This is a genomic window from Lysinibacillus sp. JK80, from assembly GCF_027557635.1.
Lineage (GTDB): Bacteria > Bacillota > Bacilli > Bacillales_A > Planococcaceae > Lysinibacillus > Lysinibacillus capsici.
The window spans coordinates 2,830,234-2,852,180 of the sequence record NZ_CP058997.1 but is presented as its reverse complement, the minus strand read 5'-3'; the positions used below and the strand labels follow the sequence as shown (position 1 = coordinate 2,852,180).

General features: G+C 41.6%; 11 protein-coding genes, 7 tRNA genes, 3 rRNA genes and 1 riboswitch. Of the genes, 19 read left to right on the top strand and 2 right to left on the bottom strand.

What is annotated here, in order from left to right:
- The first annotated feature begins 38 nt into the window (after positions 1-38).
- Positions 39-153: riboswitch (TPP riboswitch) on the top strand.
- A 140-nt stretch (positions 154-293) separates the two neighbouring features.
- Positions 294-2,072 (top strand): phosphomethylpyrimidine synthase ThiC, encoded by a 1,779-nt coding sequence (thiC, locus tag HXV90_RS14345; protein ID WP_048390718.1) that lies wholly within the window; start codon positions 294-296, stop codon positions 2,070-2,072.
- A 123-nt stretch (positions 2,073-2,195) separates the two neighbouring features.
- Here thiC and HXV90_RS14340 read toward each other — a convergent pair whose 3' ends face one another.
- Both HXV90_RS14340 and HXV90_RS14335 read right to left on the bottom strand, forming a co-directional pair.
- Positions 2,196-3,701 carry a catalase gene (locus HXV90_RS14340; protein WP_269897474.1) on the bottom strand — a complete coding sequence of 502 codons (1,506 nt, stop codon included), beginning with the start codon at positions 3,699-3,701 and terminating at the stop codon, positions 2,196-2,198.
- Positions 3,702-3,988: 287 nt separating this feature from the next.
- Entirely contained in the window at positions 3,989-5,443 is a 1,455-nt protein-coding gene (locus HXV90_RS14335) for a response regulator transcription factor (protein ID WP_054548936.1), read from the bottom strand.
- 283 nt (positions 5,444-5,726) lie between these two features.
- Here HXV90_RS14335 and hutH point away from each other — a divergent pair, with 283 nt between their 5' ends.
- From hutH to HXV90_RS14245, 18 genes are all read left to right on the top strand, one after another.
- The gene (gene hutH, locus HXV90_RS14330) at positions 5,727-7,241 is read left to right on the top strand and encodes a histidine ammonia-lyase (RefSeq protein WP_269897473.1); all 1,515 of its coding nucleotides are present in this window, start codon (positions 5,727-5,729) and stop codon (positions 7,239-7,241) included.
- A 166-nt stretch (positions 7,242-7,407) separates the two neighbouring features.
- Positions 7,408-9,078, top strand: coding sequence for a urocanate hydratase (hutU, locus tag HXV90_RS14325; RefSeq protein ID WP_004233805.1), 1,671 nt, complete (start codon positions 7,408-7,410; stop codon positions 9,076-9,078).
- Complete coding sequence (hutI, locus tag HXV90_RS14320; RefSeq protein WP_048390714.1) at positions 9,075-10,352, top strand: imidazolonepropionase; 1,278 nt, start codon at positions 9,075-9,077, stop codon at positions 10,350-10,352. Before hutU ends, hutI begins: the two co-directional genes overlap by 4 nt.
- A 152-nt stretch (positions 10,353-10,504) precedes the next feature.
- Complete coding sequence (locus HXV90_RS14315) at positions 10,505-11,305, top strand: NUDIX domain-containing protein (RefSeq protein ID WP_048390712.1); 801 nt, start codon at positions 10,505-10,507, stop codon at positions 11,303-11,305.
- A gap of 80 nt (positions 11,306-11,385) precedes the next feature.
- The gene (locus HXV90_RS14310) at positions 11,386-11,940 is read left to right on the top strand and encodes a cysteine hydrolase family protein (RefSeq protein ID WP_066038077.1); all 555 of its coding nucleotides are present in this window, start codon (positions 11,386-11,388) and stop codon (positions 11,938-11,940) included.
- A gap of 19 nt (positions 11,941-11,959) precedes the next feature.
- Positions 11,960-13,417: a nicotinate phosphoribosyltransferase gene (locus HXV90_RS14305; RefSeq protein ID WP_048390708.1), complete on the top strand. Its 1,458-nt coding sequence runs from the start codon at positions 11,960-11,962 to the stop codon at positions 13,415-13,417.
- A gap of 25 nt (positions 13,418-13,442) precedes the next feature.
- Positions 13,443-14,057: a nicotinate-nucleotide adenylyltransferase gene (nadD, locus tag HXV90_RS14300; RefSeq protein ID WP_048390705.1), complete on the top strand. Its 615-nt coding sequence runs from the start codon at positions 13,443-13,445 to the stop codon at positions 14,055-14,057.
- A gap of 169 nt (positions 14,058-14,226) precedes the next feature.
- Entirely contained in the window at positions 14,227-16,080 is a 1,854-nt protein-coding gene (locus HXV90_RS14295) for an SLC13 family permease (RefSeq protein WP_269897472.1), read from the top strand.
- A gap of 388 nt (positions 16,081-16,468) precedes the next feature.
- A 16S ribosomal RNA gene (locus HXV90_RS14290) occupies positions 16,469-18,020 on the top strand.
- A gap of 182 nt (positions 18,021-18,202) precedes the next feature.
- Positions 18,203-21,130, top strand: a 23S ribosomal RNA gene (locus tag HXV90_RS14285).
- 67 nt (positions 21,131-21,197) lie between these two features.
- A 5S ribosomal RNA gene (gene rrf / locus HXV90_RS14280) occupies positions 21,198-21,313 on the top strand.
- The 16S, 23S and 5S rRNA genes sit together here with 7 tRNA genes alongside, the layout of an rRNA operon.
- Positions 21,314-21,324: 11 nt before the next feature.
- Positions 21,325-21,400: transfer RNA gene (locus HXV90_RS14275), tRNA-Val, on the top strand.
- A 4-nt stretch (positions 21,401-21,404) separates the two neighbouring features.
- Positions 21,405-21,480 (top strand) — tRNA-Asp (locus tag HXV90_RS14270).
- Positions 21,481-21,488: 8 nt separating this feature from the next.
- Positions 21,489-21,564 (top strand) — tRNA-Thr (locus HXV90_RS14265).
- Between the two features lie 7 nt (positions 21,565-21,571).
- Positions 21,572-21,655 (top strand) — tRNA-Tyr (locus HXV90_RS14260).
- Between the two features lie 4 nt (positions 21,656-21,659).
- Positions 21,660-21,733, top strand: a tRNA-Trp gene (locus tag HXV90_RS14255).
- A 48-nt stretch (positions 21,734-21,781) separates the two neighbouring features.
- Positions 21,782-21,857 (top strand) — tRNA-His (locus tag HXV90_RS14250).
- A gap of 9 nt (positions 21,858-21,866) precedes the next feature.
- A tRNA-Gln gene (locus HXV90_RS14245) sits at positions 21,867-21,941 on the top strand.
- The last annotated feature ends 6 nt before the right edge of the window (positions 21,942-21,947 follow it).

Genomic DNA, 21,947 nt, shown 5'->3' with positions numbered 1-21,947 from the left:
CTCTTAGTATTATCTGCTACACTAGCATCAAACTAAATAGTATTAACTAGGGGAGTCTGATGAGTCAGGCTGAGAGGGAAACGCTACGAAGTTTCTTGACCCTTTGGACCTGATCTGGCTCATACCAGCGTGGGAAAGTTAAGAAGCTATTGCAGAGTATGCAATCAATAGACCTTTACATTCGTGGCCGGATCCAAATAATTATTTTGGATTCGGCCTTTATTTTTTGGATTGTTGGGGTGAGCTAGAATCGGTCCTTATATCAAAATAAATTTAAGGGAGAGAAGTAGCTCATGTCAGCAATTAGTGAAAAGAATATTACCATTATGTCCAGCTTTGAAGGAAGCAAAAAAGTATATGTGGAAGGATCACGCCCAGATATTCTAGTACCTATGCGAGAAATTGCATTAAGTCCGACAACAGGCAGTTTTGGAAATGAAGAAAATGCTCCTATTCGAGTATATGATACGAGTGGGCCCTATACAGATCCAGCCTACCAAGTAGATATTACGAAAGGTTTACCTGCCTTACGAAATGCATGGATTCAAGAGCGAGGGGATGTAGAAGCATATGAGGGACGCTCCATTAAACCGGAGGATAATGGCTTTCGTCATGTTGATGACCCGCGTATTCAAGAAAATGTCTTCCCTGAGTTGGCGAGAAAGCCTTTGCGTGCTAAAAAAGGTAAAAATGTGACACAGCTTCACTATGCACGAAAGGGAATTATAACGCCTGAAATGGAGTTTGTAGCGATTCGTGAAAATATGGATCCTGAATTTGTACGTTCAGAAATTGCAGCTGGGCGTGCTATAATGCCTTCTAATATTAATCACCCTGAGGCAGAGCCAATGATTATTGGGCGTAATTTTCATGTAAAGATCAATGCGAATATCGGGAATTCTGCTGTATCTTCTTCCATTGCAGAAGAAGTTGAGAAAATGACCTGGGCAACTCGATGGGGCGCAGATAATATTATGGATTTATCGACTGGTAAACATATTCATACAACTAGAGAATGGATTATTCGAAATGCGGCAGTGCCAGTGGGAACAGTGCCAATTTATCAGGCTTTAGAAAAGGTAAATGGTGTAGCAGAGGATTTAACGTGGGAGGTTTATCGTGATACTCTCATTGAACAAGCTGAGCAGGGTGTGGATTACTTCACCATTCATGCAGGTGTCCTTTTACGCTATGTACCACTAACAGCAAATCGTGTGACAGGTATTGTATCTCGAGGTGGCTCTATAATGGCACAGTGGTGTTTATATCATCATCAAGAGAATTTCCTGTATACACACTTTGAGGAAATCTGTGAAATTATGAAAGCCTATGATGTTGCTTTTTCCTTAGGTGATGGTTTACGCCCAGGCTCAATTGCAGATGCCAATGATGAGGCACAATTTGCAGAGCTTGAAACACTAGGCGAGCTAACACAGATTGCTTGGCAGCATGATGTTCAGGTAATGGTTGAGGGACCAGGTCATGTACCAATGCATTTGATTAAAGAAAACATGGACAAGCAATTAGAGGTTTGTAAGGAAGCTCCCTTCTATACATTAGGACCACTCACAACAGATATTGCTCCAGGTTATGACCACATTACATCAGCCATTGGGGCAGCCATGATTGGCTGGTTTGGTACAGCGATGCTTTGTTATGTGACACCGAAAGAGCATCTTGGTTTACCGAATCGCGAGGACGTTCGTGTGGGCGTTATCACTTATAAAATTGCTGCACATGCTGCTGATTTAGCAAAAGGTCATCCAGGTGCACAACAACGAGACGATGCACTGTCTAAAGCGCGCTTTGAGTTCCGTTGGCGTGATCAATTCAATCTGTCACTAGATCCCGAGCGTGCAGTGGAATATCATGATGAGACACTGCCAGCAGAGGGAGCAAAAACAGCACACTTTTGTTCTATGTGTGGACCTAAATTCTGTAGCATGAGAATTTCACAGGATATTCGTAATTATGCGAAAGATAAGGATTTGAATACGACTGAAGCGATCCATCAAGGTATGAAAGAAAAGGCTGAGGAGTTTAAAAAAGCAGGCAGTCAAATTTACCAATAATGAAAGAAAAGGCTTATGTCAAAAAAATAGACATAGGCCTTTTCTTAATAAAAAAACTCCATGTGAATAGTGGATTCACATGGAGTGAAAGTTGGATTTGGATATCAATAATAAAGTGGAATATTAAACGTTTGTTGGTTGTTTTACATATGGATTTGTAAGGTCCATACCTTCTAAGGAAAGACCCATCGCTTTAGCGACACCTTCACCATATGCTGGGTCAGCTAGATAGCAGTGAAGGATGTGACGGCGTTTGATGAATTCTTCAACAGAAGCCATATCGTTCGCGGTATTTTCAAATAAGCGTTGCTGCTCTTCCGAAGTCAATAGACGGAATAGTTTACCTGGTTGTTCAAAGTAATTATTATCGTCTTCACGGAAATCATGAATACCTGCATGACCATCAATACGTAATTCAGGCTCTTTATGGTCTAAATTATGCTCCCACTCACCATAGCTATTTGGTTCATAGCTTAATGTCGAACCAAGATTGCCATCAAAGCGCATTGCTCCATCTCGGTGGAAAGTACGGAATGGACATTTTGGTGCGTTGACAGGAAGCATATAGTGGTTTACACCAAGACGATAGCGTTGGGCATCCGCATATGCAAAGATACGACCTTGTAACATTTTATCTGGTGAGAAGCTGATGCCAGGAACAATGTTAGATGGTGCGAATGCAGCTTGTTCAACTTCTGCAAAGTAGTTGTCTGGATTTTTGTTTAACTCGAATTCACCTACAGGAATTAATGGGAAGTCTTTTTTATACCATACCTTTGTTAAATCAAATGGGTTGTATGGTAGCTCACGAGCTTGTTCCTCTGTCATTACCTGAATGTACATTTTCCATTTAGGGAAATCGCCTTTTTCAATTGCTTCATATAAATCACGTTGTGAAGATTCGCGGTCTTGACCAATAATCTCATTAGCCTCGGCACCAGTTAAGTTCTTAATGCCTTGCTCTGTACGGAAGTGGAATTTAACCCAAACACGTTCATTATTAGTATTGATAAAGCTATACGTATGAGAACCAAATCCGTGCATATTACGGTAACCAGCTGGAATACCACGGTCAGACATAACAATTGTCACTTGGTGAAGTGCTTCAGGTAATGAAGTCCAGAAATCCCAGTTAGAGTTGACATTTTTCATATTTGTACGTGGGTCCCGTTTTACCACATGGTTTAAATCTGTAAAGTGTAACGGGTCACGGAAGAAGAATACAGGTGTATTGTTCCCTACTAAATCCCAGTTTCCATCTTCTGTATAGAATTTAAGGGCGAAGCCACGAATATCTCGCTCTGCATCTGCTGCACCACGCTCACCCGCTACTGTAGAGAAACGTGCGAACATTTCAGTTTTCTTGCCGATCTCTGAGAAGATTTTCGCTTTAGTATATTGTGAAATATCATGCGTTACAGTAAAAGTACCAAATGCACCTGAGCCCTTTGCGTGCATACGACGTTCTGGAATTACTTCACGGTTGAAATTTGCTAGTTTTTCAACTAACCATACATCCTGAAGTAAAAGAGGGCCACGTGGACCTGCTGACATAGAGTCATGGTTACTTACTACTGGAGCACCACCTGCTGTTGTAAAGCGACGGCTACGATCATTTGCGTTTGTCATATTAGTTTACCTCCTGAAAAAAATGTGAGTCAAACTCTTCGTCTATAACTATAACAAATATAAAATAGAATTGCTAGTACATTATAATAATTATCGTTAAAGAATTTTTATATTTAAGTATAAACTATAAATATATGCGCTAGACATAGGGTTTATACATAGTTTTTAACTTAAATTTATTTTATTTAATCTCAATTTTATAGATAATTGTCATATTAAGATCAAGATAATGACATCATGATAAAATCTTTATTGAAAATAAAATCAACTAATTGAAAATTAATCTTTTAATTTTTTCTATATCGGTTAGGCGTAATACCAATTTGTTGCTTAAATAATTTTATGAAATAATTTGGATCATCAAAACCGTTTAAATGAGCGATTTCGCTAATAGCAAAATCTGTTTCTCGCAGCATTTTTGTGGCATGATGAATTCTTACTTGCTGTAAATAGCGCTTAAATGGCAAGCCTTGTTTTCTTGAGAAAATTGTACTTAAATAATTGGGGCTTATTCCAAGCTTATGAGCGACAAAGGGAAGAGACAGTGCGCTATCTTTAAATTGTTGATCAATTATTTCTATAGCTAGTTCAACATAATCAGCTCGTTTCTCTATTCGAGCTTCCCTTGCTAACTCAATTAATGTCTGCGTGAAAGAAATAATCCCATTGAGTATCGTATAAAATATAGGATGCTCAATGATTAAATGAAATAGCTGACGGTAGTGTTGTTCGATAACCGCTTTTTCATGTAATTTATATTTCAGCATAAAGCGTCTAATTTGTGCTAAGACACTCGTCAAATGAATGCGTAAATCGTCTTGCTCATAATATATGCCTTCATTAGAAAGCCGATATAAAAATGTTTTAACGGCCTCTAGGTTTCCATCTTCCAAACTACTTATTAGTAATTGTTGCTCTTCTGGTGTCAATAAGGGATCAAAGGGCTGAGTTTCATATTGTTTGCTCGCATAAAAAATATGGCCAAAGCCCTCATAAAAACTTTGATGTAGTGCACGCTTTGTTAATGTATACATAGTTTTAATGGTTGTAGGTGTTCCATCATATATGCCGATATTTAAAGAACTATTACTAATCAAACGCCATTCCTTCATAAGTGTACGTACATCTTTTTCCACAATCCTTATATCATTTGTTTGAAAAAGACATACGATTCTATTAGATAGAGGATAGGTTTTCATATGAAAGTGAATCGGTGTTTGTTGAAGCCAATTGTAAAGCTTATTGAAGGTTTCAGTATGCTCGGGTTCAATCATTGTGAAATGTAATGTTGTCTCAATTGAACTTGATTTATTATCTAAAAATAATTGATTATAAAAGGAATCGTTTGTAGTCTCTTGAGCATCTTCTGTAATCTGTGGTGTGCGAAGAGAAATGGTTGTGAGTTTTTTCTTTAATAGCTCTAAATCAATAGGCTTCACAAAAAGATGAGCAACTTGTAAATCAATTGCCTTCAAAGCATTTTTAAATAATGGCTCAGTTGTCATTGCTAAAATGGCACCAGAAAGCTTTTGTATATCGCGATAAAGAGCTGCTAAGCGATTATTAGGGAATATATCGATATTTAACAGTATGGCATCAGGTTCAAATTGTTTAATGCTATGAGACACCTCTGAAATACTTGTGCACATTTCAATAAAAACATCTCCAGGGAAATATGTATGTAAAAACCACTTTATTCCTGCTAGGTCGGTTGGATCGCGATCAATTAATAACAGCTTCATACCATCAGCCCTTCTTAAAATATTCTAGTTTCATATAAAAGTACGGTTATATTAATAAAAATAACATATTAATCTGAAAAAAGTCTTGTTTTCTCTATTAAAATTCTCTATATTCTGAAAAAGGTAGTTAGTACAATGTAAATAGAGTAATTGATCATCAGCAGAAGCCAACTTTTGTTATGAAAACGCTTAAAAAATTTGAGACTGATGTTTTCATATTACGAAAATATGAATGAAGATAATTTTTATTTACATAGCCATATAGGGAATAGGGGGATGTCATGTGAAGTCAATCATCGAGCTTGATGGCAATACATTAACAAGACAACAAATAGAGGAAATCGTGAAGGGGCAAGCAACAGTTGCGCTTGCTACAGAGAGTTTGGAACGTATTCGTTTAAGTAGAGAGCGTATCGAAAAGCGTTTAGCTGAAGGCCAAACAATTTATGGTGTGAATACAGGGTTTGGTAAACTCAGCAATATAAAAATTGAAGAAGAAGACATTGAGCTATTGCAGCTAAATTTATTACGATCAGATGCAACCGGTGTTGGTGAACCATTCCCAACAGATGTTGTACGTGCAATGATGGTGTTACGTGCCAATGCTTTGGCCAGAGGATTTTCTGGCATTCGTGAGGAAACTGTCCAACTATTGTTGAATCTTATTAATAAAGGTGTTCATCCAATTGTTCCGTCACAAGGTTCAGTAGGAGCAAGTGGTGATTTAGCGCCTTTATCACATTTGGCATTAGTGTTAGTGGGAGAAGGAAAGGCTGAGTTTAACGGAGAAATCATGAGTGGTAGTGACGCGCTAAAGCAAGCAGGATTAACCCCTGTTAGACTTCAAGCTAAAGAGGGGCTAGCATTAGTTAACGGTACACAAGCTATGACGGGTATAGGTGTATTAACGGTCAATGAAGCTGAACGAATCGGTCTTGCAGCGGATATGGCTGCTAGCTTAACACTGGAAGCTTTAAAGGGCATTACCTCGGCATTTGATCCAGCACTTTTAGCAGTAAGACCACATCCAGAGTTAGAACTAGTGGGCGGGCGTATTCGTAAGTGGCTCGATGGCAGTAAACGTGTGACAAAGCAGGGTGAAATTCGCATGCAGGATGCTTATTCACTACGTTGTATACCGCAAGTACATGGTGCTTCTTGGCAGTCATTTTTCTACGCACAGGACCGTGTTCAAACTGAAATGAATGCAACAACTGATAATCCAATCGTTTTAGAAAGCGGGGAGGTTTTATCGGGTGGGCATTTCCATGGACAGCCAATAGCCTTGGCAATGGACTTTTTGAAAATAGGTGTATGTGAGTGGGCCAATATTTCAGAACGACGTACAGAACGTATGGTAAACCCTCAACTTAATGAAGGGCTGCCACCGTTTCTAGCAACAAACCCTGGGATTGAATGTGGGCTTATGATTGCTCAATATACAGCAGCCTCTATTGTCTCAGAAAATAAAGTTTTAGCACATCCTTCGAGTGTGGATTCTATTCCTACATCAGGTAACCAAGAGGATCATGTAAGTATGGGAACAACTTCGGCACGTCAAGTACGTCAGATTGTTCACAACGCTGCTCGCGTTATAGCTATCGAATTGATTTGTGCATCACAGGCTATTCATTTAGACAAGGCAGAAGAGCAATTATCTCCTACTACAAGTAAATTCTTAAAGAAAGTGCGAGAATTTTGCCCACCATTATTAGCCGATCAACCAATTGGCGATGAAATTGAAGCATTGGCGAAATATTTACTATCAAGTAATGATTTAGTAAATGAGTATGTGTAAATTAGTTTAAATTTTGATATGAAAGAGCAAAGGCGTCGCTCGGTTATACACCGAGTAGCCTCTGCTTTGAAAATATTTATATGTATTTAAGTCTGAATATTCAGTTATTAATAGCTTTAGACAGCAACATTCACATTTTTTTAATAGGAAAAGGAGCGTGTTTTTAATGGTATTTAAGACAGATATTCGTGCACCACGTGGAAATGAACTAACATGTAAGGGATGGACACAGGAAGCAGCAATGCGTATGTTAATGAACAATCTTGACCCAGAGGTAGCAGAGAATCCAGATGAACTGATAGTTTATGGGGGTATTGGTAAGGCTGCTCGTAACTGGGAAAGCTATGAACAAATCATTGCATCTTTGAAAGAATTAGAGAATGATGAGACTCTATTAATCCAATCTGGAAAGCCAGTAGCTGTATTCCGTACACATGAGCATTCCCCTCGAGTGTTGATTGCCAACTCAAACCTTGTACCAGCATGGGCAAATTGGGATCACTTTTATGAATTAGAAGAAAGAGACTTAATGATGTATGGCCAAATGACTGCTGGGAGTTGGATTTATATTGGTGCTCAAGGAATTTTACAAGGAACTTATCTGTCCTTTGTAGAAGCAGGCAAAAAGGTATTTGGCACTGCTGATTTACGTGGTAAATTCATCCTTACAGGTGGTATGGGCGGTATGAGTGGTGCACAGCCATTAGCAGGGAAAATGGCTGGGGCTGTAATCTTAGTTGTTGAAGTTGAACGTGCTCGCATTGAACGTAAAATCAAAGAAGGTTACTGTGATTATATTGTAGAAACTGTAGATGAAGCAATTGCATTAGTTAATAAATTACGTGACCAAAATGAGCCAGCATCCATTGGCCTTGTTGGTAACTGTGCTGATGTTAATCGTGAGTTGTTGAATCGTGGAATTATTCCAGATTTTGTGACAGACCAAACATCTGCACATGATCCGATTAATGGTTATGTACCTAATGGCATGACCTTTGAAGAAGCGCTAAAACTTCGCAAAGAGGATGTAAAAACATATGAGCGTAAAGCAAAAGAAACAATGGCAGAGCATGTTCGTACAATGCTAGAGTTCCAAGAGGCAGGCGCAGAAGTATTTGATTATGGGAATAACATTCGTGCCTATGCCAAAGAAATGGGTGTGACAAATGCCTTTGATTTCCCAGGCTTTGTACCAGCGTATATTCGTCCGTTATTCTGTGAAGGAAAGGGCCCATTCCGTTGGGCGGCGCTTTCAGGAAACCCTGAGGATATATATAAAACAGATGCACTGGCAAAAGAGATGTTTGCTGAAGATGAGGGTCTAGTCAATTGGATTGATATGGCACAAAAAATGGTGAAATGGCAAGGGCTACCTGCACGCATTTGCTGGTTGGGTTATGGTGATCGTCATCGTTTTGCATTAAAGGTCAATGAAATGGTTGCAAATGGTGAATTATCAGCACCAATTGTCTTTGGTCGCGATCACTTAGATTCAGGTTCTGTAGCATCACCAAATCGTGAAACAGAAGGAATGCTAGATGGTTCGGATGCGGTATCGGATTGGCCAATTTTAAATGCTCTTGTTAATACTGCGAGTGGTGCAAGCTGGGTAAGCGTACACCATGGTGGTGGTGTAGGAATGGGTTATTCACAGCATGCAGGTCAAGTCTTAGTAGCAGATGGATCAGAGCTTGCCGCTGAAAAAATTGCACGTGTATTGGTTTCAGACCCTGGAATGGGCGTTGCTCGTCATGCTGATGCAGGCTACGATATTGCTATCAATACAGCAAAAAACAAAGGTGTCCATATACCAATGTTAAAGGGTGATGTGAAGTGACCATTCTAATAAAAAATGCAAATGAAGTAATTACCTTGAAAAGTAATGTACAAGGACCACGTACAAAAGAACAAATGCAGGAAATTGCAGTAATAGAATATGGCAGTGTTCTAATTGAAGAAGAGCGTATTGTAGCAGTAGGAGCGTATGAGCAATTAGAAGCTGACTTCCCAGAATTAATAAAGAAGGCAGAAACGATTGATGCTACTGGTAAGATTGTTATGCCTGGCTTAGTGGATTGTCATACACATTTAGTGCATGGTGGAACACGCGAGCAAGAGTTTAATATGAGATTAAATGGTTCTACCTATATGGAAATCATGAATGCAGGCGGTGGCATTCATGCTACAACAAAGCATACACGAGAAACAAGCTTTGATGAATTATATGAAAAAACGATGCAGCATTTAGATGTATTTTTAAAGCATGGCGTAACAACAGTTGAAGCAAAATCAGGGTATGGCTTGGACTGGGAAACGGAAAAGAAACAGCTAGAGGTCGCAAAAGAATTACAAGCTGCACATCACATTGATGTCATTAGCACGTTTATGGGAGCCCATGCAGTTCCTCGTGATTATAAGGGGCGTGAGGATGAATTTGTGGATGTGGTGGTCCATGAGATGCTGCCAAAAGTAGCAGAACTAGAGTTGGCTGAATTTAATGATGTATTTTGTGAAAAAGGCGTCTTTACACCCGAACAATCCCGACGCATTTTAGAGGCTGGAAAAGCACTAGGCTTAACGCCAAAAATACATGCGGATGAAATCGAACCTTATCAAGGCGCCGAGCTGGCTGCGGAAGTAGAGGCCATTTCTGCGGAGCATTTGTTAGTTGCTTCTGATAAGGGAATTCGAAAAATGGCTGAAGCGGGTACAATTGCTGTATTGCTGCCAGGTACTGCATTCTTTTTACGTGCACCTTTTGCAAGAGGGCGTCTAATGATTGACGAGGGAGTGCCTGTGGCGATATCAACAGACTTTAACCCTGGGTCATCCCCAACAATGAGCCTACCCTTCATTATGAATTTAGCTTGCATGCATATGGGTATGACATTGGAGGAAGTATTAACGGCAACAACAATTAATGCAGCATATGCCCTAAATCGAGGCGAGCAAATTGGTTCCCTTGAAGCACATAAAAAAGCTGACGTACTTATCCTTGATGTTGCTAATTACAAGCAACTGCAATATTTCTACGGCATGAATCATACACATACAGTAATCAAAAATGGGCAAGTTGTTGTACAAAACGGAATTCTGCTGAAAGATCAATAATAATAATGGGCATAAATAAGGCGGAGTAGCTTTATTTATGCTTTTTTTATAAATTAGTTGCAAATGCTTTGATGAAAGATTATAATTCTAATAAATAGTAATTAACGAATTACAAATTACCTGAACCTTGTAATTATAGAAGGGGTTATACAATGACAAAATTTCGTACCGAAGAAGAAGTGCTTGCACATTATGATTCTTCAAAATATCAAACACCCGATGGATATACCGCAGATATTGCTATTTTTACAATTACCTCAGAGAAAACAGAGGAAAAAGCACCGCCAAACATGACGCTAAAGATTATGTTAATTAAGCGTGCTACTAGGGATGCTGAAGGAAATCCCAATATTGAAGGAGGAAAATGGGCACTTCCTGGGGGCTTTGTAGATGCAAATCAAAAAGAAACTGCCTTTATCGCAGCAAAGAGAGAATTAAAAGAAGAAACAAATGTAGAAGGTTTACATGTTCAACATTTTGGTGTTTATGATGAGATCGATCGAGATCCACGTGGTTGGATGATTTCAAATGCATTTTATGCCATTGTTCCTGAGACATATATTGAGCAACGTCAAGCGAATGATGATGCAGACGATGTAGAACTGTTTGATATAGAAAGTGTATTTACGCTTCCATTAGCTTTCGATCACCGAAAAATCATTTCCGATGCGTTGCATTTTATTAAAAGGGATATGATTCAGACAACTGTTGCTAAAAACTTTTTACCACAAGAGTTTACATTATCAGAATTGCAACGAGTACTTCTAACAGTTGGAGAAGATCCACGAATCTCTAACGATTCCGTATTCTTTACAAAAGCACCTAAATTACCATTTATCGAAAAAGCATTGGATGAAGAAGGAAAACCAAAGAAAACAAAAAGAAATTCGTTCCGGCCTTCCCAGCTCTATACATTTAATGATTTCGAAATGGTAGAGTCTATATATCATTAGGAAAGATCCGTCTTTCCTGATTATTTTAAAGAAAGTAATTTGTAATTTAAGTATTACTAATTAAAAACTGGAGTGATGAAATGATGAAAAAGCGTGCATTAATTAATATTGATTATACAGTGGATTTCGTAGCGACGGATGGGGCTCTTACTTGCGGAGAGCCTGGGCAATTGCTCGAACGTGCAAATGTTGATTTAACAAAGGAGTTTATTAAGAGGGGGGATTTTACAGTATTTGCGATAGATGTTCATGAAAAGGGAGATGTTTATCATCCAGAAACAAAGCTATTCCCACCTCATAATATTCGTCATACAGAAGGTAGAGAGTTATATGGTGCATTAAACTCATTATATGAAGAAAATAAAGACCAAGATTTCGTCTATTACATTGATAAAACGCGTTATTCTGCTTTTGCAGGAACAGATTTAGAATTGAAATTGCGTGAAAGAGGAATTGCTGAGCTGCATTTAATCGGCGTTTGTACAGATATTTGTGTTCTTCATACAGCAGTAGACGCTTATAATAAAGGGTTCGATATCGTCATTCATAAAAATGCTGTCGCCTCCTTTAATGAAGCTGGACATGAGTGGGCGTTAAATCATTTCGAGCATACTCTAGGTGCCACTATTATTTGACATGAATGGAGGGGAAAATATGAAATATGTAGATGATAGTTTCATGTTACACACGGATCTATACCAAATTAATATGGTTCAAACTTATTGGCAAGATGGTGTTCATCAACGTAAAGCTGTTTTCGAACTATATTTTAGAAAGCTTCCATTTGGCAATGGCTATGGAGTTTTCGCTGGATTGAAAAAAGTGATTGAGTTTATTAATAACTTTGGTTTCTCTCAAAGCGATATTCAATATTTACGAGAAGAGGGGAAGTATCCCGAGGAATTTCTTGAATACCTAAAAGAACTTAAATTTACAGGGACAATTAAGGGGATGAGAGAGGGAGAACTGGTCTTTGCAAACGAGCCTATCCTGCGAATTGAAGCACCATTAGCAGAGGCTCAATTAATTGAAACGCCGTTGTTAAATATCGTTAATTACCAAACACTGATTGCGACAAAAGCTTCACGTATCAAACAAGTGACGGGTGAGGATGTTGTAATGGAATTTGGAACCCGCCGCGCACATGAATTTGATGCTGCTATTTGGGGAACTCGTGCTGCTTATATAGGTGGATTCTCTGCAACAAGCAATGTAAGAGCAGGAAAATTATTTGGTATTCCTGTGTCAGGAACACATGCCCATGCGATGATTCAAACCTATCGAGATGAATATACTGCGTTTAAAAAATACGCAGCAGCCCATAAAGACTGTGTTTTCCTAGTAGATACTTATGACACACTACGTTCTGGTGTTCCTAATGCTATCCGCGTAGCGAAGGAGCTAGGGAATCAAATTAATTTTATTGGTATCCGTTTAGACAGTGGAGATTTAGCCTATCTCTCAAAACAGGCAAGGAAAATGCTAGATGATGCAGGATTTACTGCAACTAAAATTATGGCTTCGAATGATTTGGATGAATATACAATTATGCATTTAAAGTCACAAGGGGCGCAAATTGATGCTTGGGGAATCGGAACTAAGCTGATTACAGCCTATGATCAAGCAGCTCTTGGTGGAGTATACAAATTAGTTTCGATAGAAAACGAAAGTGGAGAACTAGTTGATACCATTAAAATTTCAGCAAATCCTGAGAAAGTGACTACACCTGGACGTAAACGTGTTTACCGTATTATTAATGCGGAGAATGGTCATGCTGAAGGAGATTATATTGCGTTAGATAATGAAAACATACAGCAAGAAGAAAGATTGAAAATGTTCCACCCTATTCATACGTATATTAGTAAATTTGTTACAAATTTTACGGCGAAAGAGTTACATGAAAGTATTATAGAAAATGGAAATATTGTTTATGAGGAGCCAACTATTCAAGAAATACAAAAATATGTACAGGAAAACTTACATTTATTGTGGTGTGAGTATAAACGAACAATGAATCCTGAAGAATATCCAGTCGATTTAAGTCAAGTATGTTGGGACAATAAAATGGCAAGCATACAGGCAATAAAAGAAAAGGTTTCACAACGTATTTAAAAGTAACTGCTAGGAGGTAGAGACGATGGCGAGAATAGGTATTTATGGTTCATCATTTGATCCCATTACCAATGTCCATCTTTGGACAGCAAGCACTGTAGCACATCGGTGTAAGTTAGATAAGGTTATTTTTTTGCCTTGTTCAAATAAACGCAAAGATAAAACCATCAAAACAGCTGATACACATCGTTGGAATATGCTTCAGTTAGCTATTGCTAAGGATGATCGTTTTATCGCAGATTCCTATGAGATGGATCAAGAAGGCTGGAATATCTACACATATGACACTATGAAATACTTTAGAGAAAAGAACCCAGAGGATGAGGTGCATTTTATTATGGGTGCTGATTTACTAGTGGATATTGGTGCAGGTTTATGGAAAAAGGGCGACGCATTAGTAGCGGAGAATAAATTTATTGTAATGGCACGACATGGCATTGATATGCTATCAACCATTAGTCGTTCTCCGATTTTAAGAAATAATGATGATGGAAGATTTCATCTTATAGATAAAGGGCTAGCGATGGAAATTAGCTCTACCTATATTCGAGAAGAATTCGCAATGGGAGGAGAACCGAGATACCTCTTGCCTACTGCTTGTTACAACTATATTAAAGAACATCATCTTTACCAAAAATAAAATAGTGAAGCTATCATTATAAGTGTGGATGACTACCACACTTATTTTAATTTTGAAAAGATGGTGAATTTTATCATATAGAGCTCAGGGTAAGCTATAATAAAAATAGTAATGAAGTACAATTTTTTGCTGTCAATTTTTAATAATGATTAATGTTAGAAAGGAATTCATGAATGTGCAGCTTACATTAACATTTCTTATTTTAGGAGCAACAATTTTCGCATTTGTGACCAATAAAATACGAGCAGATCTTGTAGCAATTGTGTCACTATTAGCATTTGTCATTATGGATATTTTGACGCCCGCGGAGGCATTAGCTGGTTTTTCAAACTCTGTAGTTTTAATGATTGCAGGGTTATTTGTCGTGGGTGCAGGGATTTTACGTACGGGCCTGGCAGGCATGGCGGGGCAACTCTTACTAAAATGGTCAGGCAATAGTGAGCTGAAGTTATTTGTGCTACTGCTTATTATTGTAGGGTCGGTTGGTGCATTTATGAGTAATACGGGTACTGTCGCCTTAATGATGCCAATCGTTGTAAGTATAGCAATAAGTATGAAAGTCAGCCCTTCTAAATTTCTACTACCACTCTCCTATGTAGCAAGTCTTTCTGGTCTGATGACACTGATTGCGTCCCCAACCAATTTAATTGTCAGTCAGTTATTGGTTGATCGAGGCTATAACAAACTTGGCTTTTTTGAAGTAACTCCTATTGGTATCGTGGGGATGATTGCTGGCATTTCCTATTTAGTACTTGTAAGAAATATTTTATTACCAAAGGATCAAAACCGTACACAGACCAATGAAGGCTATAAACTTTCGCCGAAAAAAATTATTAAACAATATGATTTAAATAATCGTCTATTTAAAATCTCCGTTCCTGAGGAGTCACCTATTATTGAAACATCGTTAGCGGAATTAAAACTACCAGCTAAGTATATGCTTTGTATGATGAAAATTCATCGGAAATCACAGGAGGGCATTAATTTACTACCGATGACTTATCAAGAAATGGCAGGACCAACTAGTGTCATTCATGCCAAGGATGAGTTATATGTTCAAGGAGAAATAGAGGATATTCGGCGTTTTGTTGAGGATTATCATCTTGAGATGCAAGGATTAGTTGAAGGAGAAGCCGATGAATTGGTATCGAAGCATCTGGGTATTGCAGAGGTATTGCTTACCCCAAATTCGAGCTTTATCAATGAAACGGTTAGTTCCCTTGGGTTCCGGGAAAAATACAATCTAAATATCATTGGTATTAATCGTAAGGGTGGTTACAAGCTTCAGGATATGGTGTCTCACAAATTAAAATTTGGGGACGCAATATTAGTACAGGGAGCATGGGATGAAATTCTTTTGTTAGCAAGAGAAACGCAAGATGTCGTGGTTGTAGGACAGCCGAAAGAACACGCAAGTGTGGCAGCAGCTACAGGCAAAGCTGGAATTGCGGGGATTATTATGTTATTCATGATTATTTTGATGGCATTTGAAGTTTTCCCTGCTGTCATTTCTGTGATGATTGGTGCTGTACTTATGATTTTAACAGGCTGCTTGAGAAACATGGAAGATGCCTATAGCAATATGAATTTTGAAAGTATTGTGTTAGTGGCTGCCATGTTACCAATGGCGACAGCGTTAGAAAAAACAGGGGGCATGACCATTTTATCTGATGGTATTATTAATGCTTTAGGTGGTTTCGGACCATACGGTGTACTCATAGGAGTTTATATTTTGACAGCTATTTTCGGTCAATTTATTAGTAATACGGCAACTGCTGTATTGTTTGCACCCATTGCCATGAGTGCAGCCATTGCAATGGAGGTTAGTCCCGCAACATTTATGATTGCAGTCGCAGTTGCAGCAAGTATGGCATTTGCTACGCCAATTGCTTCCCCTACGAATGCACTGGTAATGACGGCGGGGGGCTATAAATTTATGGATTTCGTAAGAATAGGGGTTCCGTTACAGCTTGTTATGTTTATTGTGATGATGATAGCCATCCCGTTCTTTTTCCCATTTTAAAAACTCGGTTTCTTTACCGAGTTTTTTGTTTTTTTAAAGATCTATTATTTTTTTGTAGGAAATTATGATAAAATTATTTTCTAGTTCATGGTCTAATATTGAACTAGCTTGTGAATAGATTTTATAGTTACTAATATAGGAAGTTTTACTTTGGTAATAAAAATAATAAAGTTTTTTATTAAAAAGTGTTGACCTTTTAAAAATAAGGGTGTAGTATTATACAAGTCGCCAGGGTGACACGCTAAAATAAAGCAAAACATGAACCTTGAAAACTGAACAAGCAAAACGTAATCAATAAAGTTTTAAGTAGCTAGTTTTGCTAGTGAACAAAACAAAAATTTTGGACATCAAACATGATGCCAGCAAAATTTGAGCTAATCAAATTTCTTTTATGGAGAGTTTGATCCTGGCTCAGGACGAACGCTGGCGGCGTGCCTAATACATGCAAGTCGAGCGAACAGAAAAGGAGCTTGCTCCTTTGACGTTAGCGGCGGACGGGTGAGTAACACGTGGGCAACCTACCCTATAGTTTGGGATAACTCCGGGAAACCGGGGCTAATACCGAATAATCTCTTTTGCTTCATGGTGAAAGACTGAAAGACGGTTTCGGCTGTCGCTATAGGATGGGCCCGCGGCGCATTAGCTAGTTGGTGAGGTAACGGCTCACCAAGGCGACGATGCGTAGCCGACCTGAGAGGGTGATCGGCCACACTGGGACTGAGACACGGCCCAGACTCCTACGGGAGGCAGCAGTAGGGAATCTTCCACAATGGGCGAAAGCCTGATGGAGCAACGCCGCGTGAGTGAAGAAGGTTTTCGGATCGTAAAACTCTGTTGTAAGGGAAGAACAAGTACAGTAGTAACTGGCTGTACCTTGACGGTACCTTATTAGAAAGCCACGGCTAACTACGTGCCAGCAGCCGCGGTAATACGTAGGTGGCAAGCGTTGTCCGGAATTATTGGGCGTAAAGCGCGCGCAGGCGGTCCTTTAAGTCTGATGTGAAAGCCCACGGCTCAACCGTGGAGGGTCATTGGAAACTGGGGGACTTGAGTGCAGAAGAGGAAAGTGGAATTCCAAGTGTAGCGGTGAAATGCGTAGAGATTTGGAGGAACACCAGTGGCGAAGGCGACTTTCTGGTCTGTAACTGACGCTGAGGCGCGAAAGCGTGGGGAGCAAACAGGATTAGATACCCTGGTAGTCCACGCCGTAAACGATGAGTGCTAAGTGTTAGGGGGTTTCCGCCCCTTAGTGCTGCAGCTAACGCATTAAGCACTCCGCCTGGGGAGTACGGTCGCAAGACTGAAACTCAAAGGAATTGACGGGGGCCCGCACAAGCGGTGGAGCATGTGGTTTAATTCGAAGCAACGCGAAGAACCTTACCAGGTCTTGACATCCCGTTGACCACTGTAGAGATATAGTTTCCCCTTCGGGGGCAACGGTGACAGGTGGTGCATGGTTGTCGTCAGCTCGTGTCGTGAGATGTTGGGTTAAGTCCCGCAACGAGCGCAACCCTTGATCTTAGTTGCCATCATTTAGTTGGGCACTCTAAGGTGACTGCCGGTGACAAACCGGAGGAAGGTGGGGATGACGTCAAATCATCATGCCCCTTATGACCTGGGCTACACACGTGCTACAATGGACGATACAAACGGTTGCCAACTCGCGAGAGGGAGCTAATCCGATAAAGTCGTTCTCAGTTCGGATTGTAGGCTGCAACTCGCCTACATGAAGCCGGAATCGCTAGTAATCGCGGATCAGCATGCCGCGGTGAATACGTTCCCGGGCCTTGTACACACCGCCCGTCACACCACGAGAGTTTGTAACACCCGAAGTCGGTGAGGTAACCTTTTGGAGCCAGCCGCCGAAGGTGGGATAGATGATTGGGGTGAAGTCGTAACAAGGTAGCCGTATCGGAAGGTGCGGCTGGATCACCTCCTTTCTAAGGATTATTTCGGAATACAAACCTTGGGTTTGTAAGATTACGTTTTGCGTTCAGTTTTGAAGGTTCATTCTATCTGAATGAAACACTTCAAAACTTGTTCTTTGAAAACTGGATAAAACGACATTGAAATTGTAACAAACACATTTATTTTTTTAAGTTTTTTATAGGCTTAATAACTTGGTTAAGTTATTAAGGGCGCACGGCGAATGCCTTGGCACTAGGAGCCGAAGAAGGACGGCACTAACACCGATATGCTTCGGGGAGCTGTAAGTGAGCTTTGATCCGGAGATTTCCGAATGGGGGAACCCACTACGTTTAATCGCGTAGTATCTTGACGTGAATACATAGCGTCTTGAAGGCAGACCCAGGGAACTGAAACATCTAAGTACCTGGAGGAAGAGAAAGAAAAATCGATTCCCTGAGTAGCGGCGAGCGAAACGGGAAGAGCCCAAACCAAGAGGCTTGCCTCTTGGGGTTGTAGGACACTCTATACGGAGTTACAAAAGAGCGAGTTAGATGAAGCGACTTGGAAAGGTCCGCCAGAGCAGGTAAAAGCCCTGTAGTCGAAAGTTCGTTCTCTCCTGAGTGGATCCTGAGTACGGCGGAACACGTGAAATTCCGTCGGAATCCGGGAGGACCATCTCCCAAGGCTAAATACTACCTAGTGACCGATAGTGAACCAGTACCGTGAGGGAAAGGTGAAAAGCACCCCGGAAGGGGAGTGAAAGAGATCCTGAAACCGTGTGCCTACAAGTAGTTAGAGCCCGTTAATGGGTGATAGCGTGCCTTTTGTAGAATGAACCGGCGAGTTACGATTACGTGCAAGGTTAAGCTTTAGAAGGCGGAGCCGCAGCGAAAGCGAGTCTGAATAGGGCGAAGTAGTACGTGGTCGTAGACCCGAAACCAGGTGATCTACCCATGTCCAGGGTGAAGGTGAGGTAACACTTACTGGAGGCCCGAACCCACGCACGTTGAAAAGTGCGGGGATGAGGTGTGGGTAGCGGAGAAATTCCAATCGAACTTGGAGATAGCTGGTTCTCTCCGAAATAGCTTTAGGGCTAGCCTCGTGATGAGAATACTGGAGGTAGAGCACTGTTTGGACTAGGGGGCCATCCCGGTTTACCGAATTCAGACAAACTCCGAATGCCAGATATTTATACACGGGAGTCAGACTGCGAGTGATAAGATCCGTAGTCAAAAGGGAAACAGCCCAGACCACCAGCTAAGGTCCCAAAGTAATCGTTAAGTGGAAAAGGATGTGGCGTTGCACAGACAACCAGGATGTTGGCTTAGAAGCAGCCATCATTTAAAGAGTGCGTAATAGCTCACTGGTCGAGTGACGCTGCGCCGAAAATGTATCGGGGCTAAACGATTCACCGAAGCTGTGGATTGACATCTACGATGTCAGTGGTAGGAGAGCGTTCTAAGTGCGTTGAAGTCAGATCGGAAGGACTGGTGGAGCGCTTAGAAGTGAGAATGCCGGTATGAGTAGCGAAAGACGGGTGAGAATCCCGTCCACCGTATGACTAAGGTTTCCTGAGGAAGGCTCGTCCGCTCAGGGTTAGTCGGGACCTAAGCCGAGGCCGATAGGCGTAGGCGATGGACAACAGGTTGATATTCCTGTACCACCTCCTCACCGTTTGAGAAATGGGGGGACGCAGTAGGATAGGGTAAGCGCGCCGTTGGTTGTGCGCGTCCAAGCAGTAAGGCGTGTGTGTAGGCAAATCCGCACACTGTAACGTTGAGCTGTGATGGCGAGTCCGTATGGACGAAGTTCCTGATTTCACACTGCCAAGAAAAGCCTCTATCGAGGTGAGAGGTGCCCGTACCGCAAACCGACACAGGTAGTCGAGGAGAGAATCCTAAGGTGTGCGAGAGAACTCTCGTTAAGGAACTCGGCAAAATGACCCCGTAACTTCGGGAGAAGGGGTGCTCTTGAGCGTGCAAGCGCATGAGAGCCGCAGTGAATAGGCCCAGGCGACTGTTTAGCAAAAACACAGGTCTCTGCAAAACCGTAAGGTGACGTATAGGGGCTGACGCCTGCCCGGTGCTGGAAGGTTAAGAGGAGTGGTTAGCGCAAGCGAAGCTGCGAATTGAAGCCCCAGTAAACGGCGGCCGTAACTATAACGGTCCTAAGGTAGCGAAATTCCTTGTCGGGTAAGTTCCGACCCGCACGAAAGGCGTAACGATCTGGGCACTGTCTCAACGAGAGACTCGGTGAAATTATAGTACCTGTGAAGATGCAGGTTACCCGCGACAGGACGGAAAGACCCCGTGGAGCTTTACTGTAGCCTGATATTGAATTTTGGTACAACTTGTACAGGATAGGTAGGAGCCAGAGATCTCGGAGCGCCAGCTTCGAAGGAGGCGTCGGTGGGATACTACCCTGGTTGTATTGAAATTCTAACCCATGCCCCTTAGCGGGGCAGGAGACAGTGTCAGGCGGACAGTTTGACTGGGGCGGTCGCCTCCTAAAAGGTAACGGAGGCGCCCAAAGGTTCCCTCAGAATGGTTGGAAATCATTCGTAGAGTGTAAAGGCACAAGGGAGCTTGACTGCGAGACCTACAAGTCGAGCAGGGTCGAAAGACGGGCTTAGTGATCCGGTGGTTCCGCATGGAAGGGCCATCGCTCAACGGATAAAAGCTACCCCGGGGATAACAGGCTTATCTCCCCCAAGAGTCCACATCGACGGGGAGGTTTGGCACCTCGATGTCGGCTCATCGCATCCTGGGGCTGTAGTCGGTCCCAAGGGTTGGGCTGTTCGCCCATTAAAGCGGTACGCGAGCTGGGTTCAGAACGTCGTGAGACAGTTCGGTCCCTATCCGTCGTGGGCGTAGGAAATTTGAGAGGAGCTGTCCTTAGTACGAGAGGACCGGGATGGACACACCGCTGGTGTACCAGTTGTCTTGCCAAAGGCATCGCTGGGTAGCTATGTGTGGACGGGATAAGTGCTGAAAGCATCTAAGCATGAAGCCCCCCTCAAGATGAGATTTCCCATTACGCAAGTAAGTAAGATCCCTCAAAGACGATGAGGTAGATAGGTTCGAGGTGGAAGTGTGGTGACACATGGAGCTGACGAATACTAATCGATCGAGGACTTAACCAAAAAAGTTTGAAACTTTCAATGTATCGTTTATCTAGTTTTGAAAGAATAAGTCTTTCAGCTGAATAAGTGAAGTGATGATGGCAAAGAGGTCACACCCGTTCCCATACCGAACACGGAAGTTAAGCTCTTTAGCGCCGATGGTAGTTGGGGGCTTCCCCCTGTGAGAGTAGGACGTCGCTTCGCTTATTTTTTGTGGAGGATTAGCTCAGCTGGGAGAGCACCTGCCTTACAAGCAGGGGGTCGGCGGTTCGAGCCCGTCATCCTCCACCATTTTGGTCCCGTGGTGTAGCGGTTAACATGCCTGCCTGTCACGCAGGAGATCGCCGGTTCGATCCCGGTCGGGACCGCCATTATTATTGCCGGTGTAGCTCAGTTGGTAGAGCAACTGACTTGTAATCAGTAGGTCGTGGGTTCGACTCCTATCGCCGGCACCATTCCCTTGGAGGGGTAGCGAAGTGGCTAAACGCGGCGGACTGTAAATCCGCTCCTTAGGGTTCGGCGGTTCGAATCCGTCCCCCTCCACCATTTTAGGGGCATAGTTCAACGGTAGAATAGAGGTCTCCAAAACCTTTGGTGTGGGTTCGATTCCTACTGCCCCTGCCAGGTATTGAGGTACTCGTTCATAATACAGCTAATATAATCTATATAGTGGCGATTGTGGCGAAGTGGTTAACGCATCGGATTGTGGTTCCGACATTCGTGGGTTCGATTCCCATCAGTCGCCCCATTTTAAAATTGGGGTATAGCCAAGCGGTAAGGCAACGGATTTTGATTCCGTCATGCCTAGGTTCGAATCCTAGTACCCCAGCCATTTTTA

Excerpts from the sequence above, each read along its gene's own strand:
- thiC (WP_048390718.1), top strand. The coding sequence starts at position 294 with ATGTCAGCAATTAGTGAAAAGAATATTACCATTATGTCCAGCTTTGAA.
- HXV90_RS14340 (WP_269897474.1), bottom strand. The coding sequence starts at position 3,701 with ATGACAAACGCAAATGATCGTAGCCGTCGCTTTACAACAGCAGGTGGT.
- HXV90_RS14335 (WP_054548936.1), bottom strand. The coding sequence starts at position 5,443 with ATGAAGCTGTTATTAATTGATCGCGATCCAACCGACCTAGCAGGAATA.
- hutU (WP_004233805.1), top strand. The coding sequence starts at position 7,408 with ATGGTATTTAAGACAGATATTCGTGCACCACGTGGAAATGAACTAACA.
- HXV90_RS14315 (WP_048390712.1), top strand. The coding sequence starts at position 10,505 with ATGACAAAATTTCGTACCGAAGAAGAAGTGCTTGCACATTATGATTCT.
- HXV90_RS14310 (WP_066038077.1), top strand. The coding sequence starts at position 11,386 with ATGATGAAAAAGCGTGCATTAATTAATATTGATTATACAGTGGATTTC.
- HXV90_RS14305 (WP_048390708.1), top strand. The coding sequence starts at position 11,960 with ATGAAATATGTAGATGATAGTTTCATGTTACACACGGATCTATACCAA.
- nadD (WP_048390705.1), top strand. The coding sequence starts at position 13,443 with ATGGCGAGAATAGGTATTTATGGTTCATCATTTGATCCCATTACCAAT.
- HXV90_RS14295 (WP_269897472.1), top strand. The coding sequence starts at position 14,227 with ATGAATGTGCAGCTTACATTAACATTTCTTATTTTAGGAGCAACAATT.